The 10,767-nt window shown below is 61.2% G+C and carries 12 protein-coding genes; 5 read left to right on the plus strand and 7 right to left on the minus strand.

Annotated features, from left to right (window positions below; all coding sequences use genetic code 11):
- Window positions 1-34 precede the first annotated feature (34 nt).
- Genes AC3VI7_RS10660 through AC3VI7_RS10670 form a run of 3 tightly spaced genes read right to left on the minus strand, consistent with a single transcriptional unit; the run spans window position 35 to window position 2,655 of the window.
- Window positions 35-1,783 carry a formylglycine-generating enzyme family protein gene (locus tag AC3VI7_RS10660; RefSeq protein ID WP_489671143.1) on the minus strand — a complete coding sequence of 583 codons (1,749 nt, stop codon included), beginning with the start codon at window positions 1,781-1,783 and terminating at the stop codon, window positions 35-37.
- 15 nt (window positions 1,784-1,798) lie between these two features.
- Window positions 1,799-2,119, minus strand: a complete 321-nt coding sequence (lysC, locus tag AC3VI7_RS10665; RefSeq protein ID WP_489668226.1) for an Rz1-like lysis system protein LysC — start codon at window positions 2,117-2,119, stop codon at window positions 1,799-1,801.
- 17 nt (window positions 2,120-2,136) lie between these two features.
- Complete coding sequence (locus tag AC3VI7_RS10670; protein ID WP_489668225.1) at window positions 2,137-2,655, minus strand: hypothetical protein; 519 nt, start codon at window positions 2,653-2,655, stop codon at window positions 2,137-2,139.
- 169 nt (window positions 2,656-2,824) lie between these two features.
- Here AC3VI7_RS10670 and AC3VI7_RS10675 point away from each other — a divergent pair, with 169 nt between their 5' ends.
- The 5 genes from AC3VI7_RS10675 to AC3VI7_RS10695 all read left to right on the plus strand — a co-directional run bounded on the left by AC3VI7_RS10675 (window position 2,825) and on the right by AC3VI7_RS10695 (window position 6,432).
- Complete coding sequence (locus AC3VI7_RS10675) at window positions 2,825-3,394, plus strand: YaeQ family protein (RefSeq protein WP_489668224.1); 570 nt, start codon at window positions 2,825-2,827, stop codon at window positions 3,392-3,394.
- Window positions 3,395-3,419: 25 nt separating this feature from the next.
- A complete protein-coding gene (gloA, locus tag AC3VI7_RS10680) occupies window positions 3,420-3,833 on the plus strand; it encodes a lactoylglutathione lyase (RefSeq protein WP_489668223.1) in 414 nt (137 codons plus the stop codon).
- The gene (locus tag AC3VI7_RS10685; protein WP_489668222.1) at window positions 3,830-4,804 is read left to right on the plus strand and encodes a DMT family transporter; all 975 of its coding nucleotides are present in this window, start codon (window positions 3,830-3,832) and stop codon (window positions 4,802-4,804) included. The genes gloA and AC3VI7_RS10685 overlap by 4 nt, the downstream gene beginning before the upstream one ends.
- Before the next feature lie 67 nt (window positions 4,805-4,871).
- Window positions 4,872-5,792 carry a peptidylprolyl isomerase gene (locus AC3VI7_RS10690; RefSeq protein WP_489668221.1) on the plus strand — a complete coding sequence of 307 codons (921 nt, stop codon included), beginning with the start codon at window positions 4,872-4,874 and terminating at the stop codon, window positions 5,790-5,792.
- Between the two features lie 22 nt (window positions 5,793-5,814).
- A complete protein-coding gene (locus tag AC3VI7_RS10695; RefSeq protein ID WP_489668220.1) occupies window positions 5,815-6,432 on the plus strand; it encodes an LPD3 domain-containing protein in 618 nt (205 codons plus the stop codon).
- Window positions 6,433-6,466: 34 nt separating this feature from the next.
- On the opposite strand, the gene AC3VI7_RS10700 is transcribed toward AC3VI7_RS10695, so the two are convergent.
- From AC3VI7_RS10700 to pmbA, 4 genes are all read right to left on the minus strand, one after another.
- On the minus strand, window positions 6,467-7,114 hold the full coding sequence (locus tag AC3VI7_RS10700) for a methyltransferase domain-containing protein (protein ID WP_489668219.1): 648 nt from the start codon (window positions 7,112-7,114) through the stop codon (window positions 6,467-6,469).
- Window positions 7,115-7,140: 26 nt separating this feature from the next.
- Window positions 7,141-8,052: a DMT family transporter gene (locus tag AC3VI7_RS10705; RefSeq protein WP_489668218.1), complete on the minus strand. Its 912-nt coding sequence runs from the start codon at window positions 8,050-8,052 to the stop codon at window positions 7,141-7,143.
- Window positions 8,053-8,105: 53 nt separating this feature from the next.
- Window positions 8,106-9,188: a TRAP transporter substrate-binding protein gene (locus AC3VI7_RS10710; protein ID WP_489668217.1), complete on the minus strand. Its 1,083-nt coding sequence runs from the start codon at window positions 9,186-9,188 to the stop codon at window positions 8,106-8,108.
- Between the two features lie 80 nt (window positions 9,189-9,268).
- Window positions 9,269-10,660: a metalloprotease PmbA gene (gene pmbA / locus AC3VI7_RS10715; RefSeq protein WP_489668216.1), complete on the minus strand. Its 1,392-nt coding sequence runs from the start codon at window positions 10,658-10,660 to the stop codon at window positions 9,269-9,271.
- Between the last annotated feature and the right edge of the window lie 107 nt (window positions 10,661-10,767).

Consider the following 10,767-nt stretch of genomic DNA (forward strand, 5'->3'; position numbering starts at 1 on the left):
GAGCGGCAAGAAGATCTAAGCGTTCAGCGTTCGTTCAGGGGCTCAGCTCACGGGCCACGCGAAAGCCCTGCGACAAGCTACGACCATCCGAGAGATAACCGTAGCGATAGGTCGAACGCACCACCCGTGGCGTATCGTTCCAGCCACCGCCGCGCACGGTGCGCCGATTGCCCGAGCGGCAATCGGCCTCCCAAGCCACGCCCGTGGCTGGGGCACCTTGGTAATTGGGATGCCAACAATCCTGAACCCATTCCCAGACGCCCCCATGCATGTCATACATGCCAAAGGCATTGGGTTTCTTCTCACCCACCGGATGAGACTGGTTGCCGCTGTTGCCGCTGAACCAAGCGTAATCGCCCAAACCCTTTTCATCGTTGCCAAAAGCGTAGTTGCTTGTCGTGCCGGCCCGAGCGGCATATTCCCACTCGGCCTCTGTCGGCAGGCGATAGGTCTGGCCGGTCTTGTGACTTAACCACTTGAGGTAACCCTGCACATCTTCCCAACTGACATTGATGACGGGTCGGTTTTCGCGTCCCCAGCCTTCGTCTGAAGGCCACCGCAAGCACTCTTTGTCTTGGAAGCAAGCCTCCCACTCTTGGAACGTCACTTCGAAACGCCCCAAGGCCACCTTGCGCACACTCACCTCATGGGCAGGACGCTCATCGTCGTAGGCCCCCATGCCCGGGGCTGATGAGCCCATCGAAAAACGCCCCGCCGGCAAAACCACCATCAAGGGACAAGCGGGTGCCTCGCAATCCCGAAAGGCTTGACCCGGCGTGAGGGGTGGCAGGGCATTGGCGGATTTAGCTGAGGCCGCTTGCGCCGATAACACCACCGCAGACTCGGCCGGTTTGACCGCTTGCGTGGCGGGCTCGGTTTCACCGGGACGAGCCAGGCGGTGCAGCAGCATCCAGCCCAGCGCGGCCAAACCGATCAACAAGATGAACCCGCCGATCACCATCAAGAGCCGAACGACGATGGTGCGCCGTTTTTGTAACTGCTTGGCCCGACGTCGCTCACGGCGATCCGAGGCGGCCAAGGATGGCCGCGATGGCGGGTCGGAGGCAAGGTCGGATGCGATCTGCGGTGGCGCTGGCACCACCGCAGGGGCCTGTGCAGGCGCAGACACAGGCGCAGGTGTCGGGGTGAGTGCCGGTGCCGGGCTGGGTGCAAACAACTGCGCCAACTCGGGCAAATCAGCGGGATCAGACAACCCGCGCAGCGGCGAAACCGGGGGCGGTGTGATGGGAGGCAGCGGCGGTGATGGTGATGGTGATGGTGATGGTGATGGCGGTGGCGGCGGCGGCGGGAGGTCGTTTTTAGCGTGTACCGACACCGAAGAGGCCACCACCGAGCCAAACGAGGACTCCAGCGTGCGCCGGATCATGCTGACCAGCATGCCCATATCGGCATCCAGGCGCTGCGGATGAAGACTCATGGCCGGTCGGCGCACCAAGGCTTGCAAGGCAGTCGGCAACTCATGGGAGCGCGGCATGACGGTGCCATCCAACAGCACCGGCACCAAGCGCAAGCCCCGGTCCAGCGCACGCGTCAACGTGAGATGAACAGCATCTTGCGGGTCATCGATCAGACGACGACCGTCGGCATGGGCGGCACTCAGCCATTGCGGGCCGATCATCACCAGCACCATTTGGCAAGACTCCAGCGAGCCGCCTAGCTCAACCCAATCGACTGCAACGTCCTTTTGAACGCGGGCGCGGACCTGCGACAGCAGCCAATCCGGCTGATCTTGGGGTCGATAACTAACAAACAGGGCGGGCATGGACGATGTCAGACGTCAAGGCGACGATGATTTTCCTGCGGCCGCGTTGATCTTGGTCAGCGCGTCGTTGTGGCGCTCAATTTCTTCATTGCACACCGCCAAGGCCTGCACGAGGTCGGCATGCTGCAAAACGCAACGCTGTAAGTTCTGTCGGTCCGTCTGGGCCTGATGGAGTAGATCACCGTAAGTGCTGCCATCAGGCATCAAACCGGGCCGTTCGCAGCTTTGCAAAAGGTTGGGGGCCGGTTCACAGCGCAGGGCAGGCGTCACGACAGGCACATAGTGCGTGCAGCCACTGGCCAACACCGCAGCGCAGATCAACATCCTCTTCATCATGAGCAATCTCCAGAGTCTCAAGGTTGCGCGCTGCGATTAAGAACCGTCAAAGTTTCCGAAGGCACGGGGATCTTCAAACACGCTTGGGCGGCTTGCGCCTTGGCCAGCTTGTCACGCAAGTCGATCAGCTCGGCTTCTCGCGCTACGGCGTTAGCTCGGTCTTCGACACTGCCAGAGCCGTCGCTCAACCGGACCCGAACCTTGTCTAACTCTTGGCCCGTCTGGCGAAGTTGCTTGCTCAACTCCGTCTGGCGAACATCCGCGTGCTTCAGACTCTGGTCCAGTGCCTGACGATCCGTATCAGCCTGCTGATTCAACGCCGCCACCTTGACATCATGCGCAGCAGCTTGTTCGCTCATGCGCTGCTCCAGCGCCTTGCTGGCCCGCTGGTGCTCTTGCTGAGCGGCATCGGCCACACGGGCGATTTCAGCCAACTCCGCCTTAAGTCGCGCCACCTCAACACCCCCCCAGCGATAGCCCAGCCAGACAGCAGCCACCAAAATCACCAAGGCCACAAGGCCACGAATAAGTCCCACGTTCTCTCCATGTTCAGGATCTGGACTGCGCCGCGCATATTAGGTCAGAACCCCGAGCGCTCTGAAGCCATGGGCTGTATCGGAATGAAGGAAGCGGTAACTGGTTGACAGATCGGGCCTTAAAATCAGCGCCCCCTGTCCTCCAAGGCCGCCTCCAGCGGTCCGCACCATGGCGCTCAAAGCCACCATCCACAAAGCCCACGTGCAAATTGCCGACATGGACCGGGGCATTTACGCCGCGCATGCCCTCACCTTAGCGCGTCACCCTTCCGAAACCGATGAACGCATGTTGCTGCGGGTGCTGGCTTTCGCCTTGCACGTGCCCGCCGACGATCATCGCGGCACGCTCGACTTTGGCGTTGGGCTCTCCGACCCGGACGCCCCGGACGTCTTCCAACGCGATCTCACCGGCGATATCTTGCATTGGATCGAGCTGGGCCAGCCCGATGAGCGCCGTCTCCAAAAAGCCAGTTCACGCTCCGAACAAGTCAGCGTCTACAGCTACACCGCCAGCACCCCCATCTGGTGGGCTGGGATCATGAACAAACTTGATCGCATGGACAAAGTGGCTGTGTGGCGCATCCCCGCTGAATCGAGCGCCGAGTTGGCCAAGTTGGTCGAGCGCAGCATGCAGTGGCAGGTCACCATTCAAGATGGCACCGTCTGGATCACCGACGGGCCACGCACGGTCGAGATCACCCCCATCCTGCTCAAGGACCGCCGCACCAAGTACGCTTGATCCACCTCTGAGCTCAACCACCACCATGAGACTGCTGCACACCATGCTGCGCGTGGGCAACCTGCCGCGCGCTATCGACTTCTATACCCAAGTGCTTGGCATGACGCTGCTGCGCACCACACACCGGCCCGAGCAAGGCTATGACTTGGCTTTTCTGGGTTACGGCAAGAACCCCGAACACGCTGAGTTGGAGCTGACCTACAACCACGGGGTGGATGGCTATGAGCTGGGCACGGCTTACGGCCACATCGCCATCGGGGTGGCAGACGTCGCAGCCACCTGCGCAGCGGTGCGAACCCGGGCGGCTGAACTCGGTGGTGCCATCAGCCGGGAACCCGGCCCGGTCAAAGGGGGCAACACCATGATCGCCTTCATCACCGACCCAGACGGCTACAAGATCGAGTTGATCGAAAGAAGCACCGAGCAGCCGCAGCCATGAGCAGCCCGCTCACCGCGCGCGTCATCGCTTTTTTGAGCTTGCCGCCCCTGCTGTGGGCCGGCAACGCGGTGGTGGGACGCATGGCGGTGGGCAGCGTGCCGCCGTTGATGCTCAACGCCCTGCGCTGGCTGTTCGTGCTGCTGATTCTGGCCGTGCTGGGCCGACGCGCCATCCAGCAGCGATCGCAGTGGCTTGAGCTGCTGCGCCGTTGGCGCTACTTGGCCCCTTTGGGTCTGTTCGGTGTCGGGGCCTACAACGCCTTGCAATATCTGGCCCTGACCACCTCCACCCCGATCAACGTCACCTTGATCGCCGCCAGCATGCCGATCTGGATGCTGGTGGTGGGTGCGCTGGGCTATGGCGTGCGTCCCCGACGATTGCAAATGCTCGGGGCCCTGCTCTCGCTGGCCGGCGTGGCGGTGGTGCTGGGTCGGGGCGATCTGGCGGTGCTGCGGCAGGTTCACATCCAGCGGGGTGATCTCTGGATGCTGCTGGCGGCGGCCAGTTGGTCGATCTACAGCTGGATGCTGGTGCGGCCACCCGCTTCGATGCAAGGCACTGCCCGCCCGCAAATCACTGAGCCCGATCATGCAAGCCGCCCGTGGAGCTGGTCCGAGTGGCTTTTGGTGCAAACCCTTTTTGGCCTCGTCTGGGCCGGCAGCGCTGCGGGGTTGGAGCAGCTCATCAGCCCGCGTGACATCGCTTGGAGCGGCAACGTGGTCGCCGCCCTCGCCTACATCGTCATCGGCCCGTCGATCATTGCCTACTGGTTCTGGGGCCGGGGGGTGGCCTTGGCGGGGCCCACGGTGGCCGGATTCTTCAGCAACCTCACGCCCTTGTTTGCCGCCCTGCTCTCCACCACCTTGCTGGGTGAAGCGCCGCAGTGGTATCACGGCGTGGCCTTCTTGCTCATCGTGGCCGGCATCGTGGTGTCTGCCGCGCAACCGGCCTCAGGTTGCACCCGCCGCTAACGATTCGTTCACCACAGCCCCCAAACGCTCCGCTACCATCGCGCCGAATCTTTCTCGGAGCCTGCCCATGCGTTTGACCCGCCTCACACTGCCCCTGCTGTCCGCCACCCTTTTGACCGCGTTGACAGGTTGCGGCGGTGGTGGCAGCAGCAATAGCGCGACCCCACTGCCAACAGCCACGATCACCGACGTACAAGCCACCAGCAGCTTGGCGTATTACCACTACGCCACGTTCACCGTGAACGGCCAAAATCTCAGCAGCTCTGGGGGTGTGACGCTGAGTGACCGCAACGGCAAGTGCCAGACAACACCGACCCTCTTGGCTGGCAACACCGATACCGCTGCGCAATTCAAATGTGCCTTGCTGGGCAGTGGCGCTTTGGTTTTTGATGTCAAAGATACGAGCGGTGCGGTCCTGTTTTCCACTCCCACCTTCACCGTCCCCGAGCCCAAAGTTCGCATCGCCACGTCCAAGGGCAACATCGACCTTCAGTTGAACCCGACGGCCGCGCCGATCACGGTGCAGAACTTCTTTGGCTACGTCTACGGCACCGCCGCGAGCCCGAACTTCTACGCCAACACCATCTTCCACCGCGTGATCTCGAACTTCATGATCCAAGGCGGTGGGTTCACCACTGGAGCCACCGGGCCGGTGCAAAAAGCACCGCTGTTCAACCCGATCACACTCGAATCCAACAATGGTTTGAAGAACCTACGCGGCACGGTGGCCATGGCGCGCACCAACGTCGCCAACTCAGCGACCTCCCAGTTCTTCATCAACCACATCAACAACACCAGCTTGGACTACTCCTCGGCGGTCACGACCCCGAATGGTTATGCCGTCTTCGGCACGATCTTGGCGGGTGACACAGCAAGCTTTGCAACGCTGGATGCCATCGCGGCCGTGGTGACCCAAACGACGGCCAACGGCTACGCCAACGTCCCCGTCACCGACGTGACGATCACCTCGGTGACGCAGACGCAGTAAGCCGGCGGGGGACGATGCGGCGATGCCCTATTCAGCTTCGGACTATTTCGGGCAGCGCCCAAAGCTTTTCGACCTACCACCCGTTCTAGTGACGGTGCTGACTGGGAAAGAATTCGGTGTTGGACTGTCGCGCAAGGAGTTGGCACGTGCAGCAGATCAAGCGTTGCGGAGGCTGCAAGCCGGACAAGGTTTGTGGAACATCGACACCGGGTGGTTTCTGACGATCAACAAGAAAAGTCGCAAGAAGATGGGCGACAACACTGATCAGTCAGTTGCTGACTCCCTGGCCATTGCAGGTCTGGAAGAGTTGGTCAGTCGGGCGGTAGTGGCTGAGCGTCATGCCGATAACGCCCATGCAAATCCTGACGTTGAATCAGTGCTCCGGCTATATGCGCCCGTCGTCATCGCGGACAGTCTGTACCGTGTCAAGCTGACCGTGAAAGCCTACCGCATCGCAGGTCAGCCCAAATACCTGCATGCACTTTCATCGGCAGAAATAGAAAACGCCCCGCTGGGAACCTTCCCGTCCTACTCCAGTGCCGAAGCACTTCAGACAGGTCAACCAACCACGGAGCGCCTGATCAGTGTACGCGACCTGATGCGCCATGCGCAACGGCAGGATGGTTCCACGTTCACATAGGAAGGCAGACCATCACGCAGGGGCCTGTTTCAGTTCAGCGGCGTTGCAGGTGCAGCGCCAGCTCGAAACGGCCGCCCTTGTGATCGACACGCGCATAGGGCGGTGCGGGCCAGAGCCAATGGCTGGCGGGCAGCAAGGCGCGCAGCATGTGGACGTCCAAGTGATAGGGCGGACCTTCGATGAAGCCCTCGGCAGCGTTGTCGCGCAGCGCTTGCATGGCCATCAAGCACAGGCTGCCACCCGGGCGAATCCAGCGGTGGAGTTGCGCAGCCCAATCCGACCAGCGGTCGGGATGCAAGGCGCACCAGCAAGTTTGGTCATAGACCGCGTCCAGCGGCTCAGGGGGTTGCCATTGCAAAACGTCGGCGCAGACCAGTCGCTCCGCTGCGGCTTGGGCGGCGCTGGAGCCAGCGCCCAGCAGCCGCGCACGGCTCAGGTCCACAGCACCTTGGGCGTAGTCAATGCCGATCACGTCGCAGCCCGCTTGGGCCAGCGCCAGCACCTCATGACCACTGCCGCAGCCGGGCACCGCCACACGCTGAGCCGCACGTAAGACCCCGGCATCCAGCCAAACTTGCACTTGGGGACTCACTTGGCCCCGGTCCCAAGGCAGATCACCGCTGTCAAAGCGGCTTTGCCAAAACGCCCGGGTCGGGCCAGCCACGCGCTCCATCTCACTCATGACATCTTCTTTCTGATCGAAGTTCTTCAACGACTGCGGGCCAAGAGACCCACACCAAGCAACACCAAGAGCGTGCCTGCTGCGATCCAAGGCGTGAAGGGTTCATCCAAGATGAACACGCCCATCAGCAAGGTCGCCAGCGGCCCGACCATGCCAGTTTGAGCGGTCATGGAAGCCCCAATGCGCTCGATGGCCATCATCACCATCACCACCGGCAACAAGGTGCATACAAGGGCATTGAGCAGCGACAGGCCAATCACCTCACTCGGCACCCAAGCGGCGGACAGCGGTCGCAGCAGCAGGAATTGGAGCACGCACAACAGGCAGGCCACGCTGGTGGCCAAGCCGGTCAACCGCAGGGCTCCAAGGCGCTGCACCACATGGCCGCTACCCGCTAGGTAGATCGCGTAGCTGAAGGCACTGGCAAACACCAAGCCAGCACCCAAGGCCACATCGTGGAGTCCTGAACCGCCGCCCGCCCCGCTTGGCGCATGCTGAAAGCCATGACGCCAGAGTTCATGGCCAAAAACCACCAACACCCCGGCATAACTGACCGCAAAAGCCAGCCACTGACGTGGCTTGACTTTGTGCCCCAAGAAAAACACCCCGATGAAGAGCACCAAGGTGGGGTTGAGATAAAGGATCAAGCGCTCAAAACTGGCGTTGATGTAGGCCAGCCCGGCAAAGTCGAGAAAACTCGCCAAGTAGTAACCCGTGAATCCCAAACCCGCCACCACCAGCAGATCGTGACGTGTCAAAGCCGGCTTGCCCCGCCCCGCCCACCACGCCAAGCCCAAAAAGAAGGGCAGGCCGAACAGCATACGAAACATCAACAGCGTGACCGCATCGACCCCGTAGCGGTACGCCAACTTGACGATGATGGCTTTGCCGGAGAAAGCTGCCGCCCCCAACACCGCCAACCCCAGCCCGAGGGCCAAGGAGCGGTCATCTGGGCTTGGAGAGGAAAAAGCGGGGGGTTCTTCGGCCGAGTTCAGAGTTTTTGTGCCTGCATAAAGTCGTCAAAACCAGCTTCAGCAAAGCGGAACCACAGGTTTTGATCGGCGCGGAATTTAGCATAGTCCTCGTAGACCTTCTTCCAGTGCGGATTCTTGGCTGAAATGTCGCTGTAGAGCGCCATGGATTCCTTGAACGCTGTTTCCATCACGTCCTTGGGGAAACGGAACAGCTTGGTGCCTCCGGCCACCAACTCTTTAAGCGCCACCGGGTTCTTGGCATCGTACTTGGCTTGCATGTCGATATGGGCTACCGCTGCGGCGCACTCGATGATGGCTTTGTATTCGGCCGACAACCCGTCGTAGGCTTTTTGGTTCAGGAAGAAGTCCAGCTGCGGACCGCCTTCCCACCAGCCCGGATAGGCATAGTTGGGCGCTACTTTGTTGAAACCGAGCTTCTTGTCATCGTAGGGACCGACCCACTCGGCCGCGTCGATGGTGCCTTTTTCAAGCGCTTGATAGATCTCGCCGCCAGGAATGTTCTGCGGCACGCCACCCATGCGCTCAATCACCTTGCCGGCAAAACCACCAACGCGGAACTTCAAGCCCTTCATGTCCGCCATCGAGGTGATCGGCTTGCGGTACCAGCCGCCCATCTGCGCGCCCGTGTTGCCGCCGGGGAAATTGATGATGTTGTAGTTCTTGTAGAACTCGCGCATCAACTTCAGACCATTGCCCTCGATCATCCACGCCGTCATCTGCCGGCTGTTGAGCCCGAAGGGAATCGTGCAGCCAATGGCGAAGGTTTCGTCTTTGCCGAAGAAGTAATACGGTGCCGTGTGAGCCATTTCCACCGTACCGTTTTGCACCCCATCGACCACGCCAAAAGCGGGCATCAGCTCGCCACCTGCATGCACCGAGATCTGAAACTTGCCACCAGACAGCTCGCTGACTTTTTTCGCAAAAACATCTGCGGCACCAAAAATGGTGTCGAGTGACTTCGGGAAACTGGAGGCCAAACGCCAGCGCAGCACGGCCTGAGCGTTCACCACTGCGGGAGCAACCCCAGCAGCCAAAACACCCGCCAAGCCAGCGTGACGGACAAAGGAACGACGTTGCATGAAAACTCCTGTTCGTAAGCGAGGGGCATTCTAGGAACACCTCAGCGCCTCTTCTGACCCGGGTTTACCCGTGATTGACGTCAATGCCCCGCCACCTTCATGCGGTCGATCAAGATCGACCCCACCGTCTTGCTACCCATGGTGTAAGCATCGCTGCCCATGGCCACGATGCCTTGGAACATCTCGCGCAAGTTGCCAGCGATGGTGATTTCATGCACCGGGTAGGCGATGCGACCGTTTTCGACCCAAAAGCCCGAAGCGCCGCGCGAGTAATCGCCCGTGACGTAATTGACCCCTTGGCCCAACAGCTCGACCACAAAAAGGCCCCGATCCAGCTTGCGCAACATCGCCTCCAAGTCGTCTCCCGCTTGGGTCAACCGGCTGGTCATGATGAGGTTTTGCGAGCCGCCCGCATGGCCCGTGGTGCGCATACCCAGCTTGCGCGCCGAGTAGCTCGACAGGAAATAGCCCTGCACCACACCGGCATCGAGCACCCGCCGTGGGCAGGTGATCACGCCTTCATCGTCAAAAGGCGCGCTGCCTTTGGCTTTGAGGATGAAGGGGTCTTCGTCGATGTCGAGATGCGACGCCAACACCTGCTGGCCCAAGCTTTGATTCAAGAAAGTGGTGCGCCGATACAGCGCCCCGCCGCTGGTGGCTTGGACATAAGCGCCCAACAACCCGGCCGCCAGCGGTGACTCGAACAACACCGGTACTTCACAGGTCTTGATCTTGCGCGCCTTCAGGTGCGAAAGTGCTCGCTCAGCCGCATAGCGCCCAATCCGCTCTGGATCGGCCAAATCTTGGGCCGAACGCATCGAGCTGTACCAGCCATCGCGCTGCATACCGCTGCCCTTGCCGGCAATGACCGACACCGACACCGAGTGCCGCGAACTGGCGTATCCGCCCCGGAAACCTCGGCTGCTGCCGCTCCAAAAATGCGATTGCTGGGCCGAGACTGCGGCCCCTTCGGAATTGGTGATGCGCCGATCCGTCGCCATGGCGGCTTGCTCACAGCGCAGTCCCAGCGCAGCCGCCTCTTCGGCGTTGATGGCCCACGGGTGGAACAAATCCAGATCGCGTTCAGCGGCGGCCCCCAAGGCCAAATCCTCAGCCTCCGCCAAGCCCGCTGCTTCGTCCTCGGCGGTGTAGCGCGCGATGTCATAAGCCGCTTGCACGGTTTGACGCAAAGCCGCTGCCGAAAAATCCGACGTGCTGGCATTGCCCCGCCGCTGGCCCAAGTACACCGAGACCCCGATGGACTTATCACGGTTGCGCTCGACATTTTCAAGTTCGCCCAATCGCACCGAAACACTCAAGCCCGCGCCTTCAGAAACTTCCACGGCGGCATCGGTGGCCCCCAAGTCGCGTGCCACCCCCAAGGCGTCTTCGACCAGTTGCTGGAATTGCACCCGGGTGTAGGCAAAGCCCAGGTTGTGGTCGGGTTTGGGTGGAACGTCGGATCGGGTCATGGGGGATACGAACTCAGAAAGGAACGGGGGGAAAGACAGAGCGGACTATCATAGCTGTCGAATTTTCTCGCCTCCCATGCGCCCTCACGCCTCCCACACCGACCCCC

It is taken from the genome of Leptothrix toolikensis (SeqCode) (assembly GCF_057922285.1).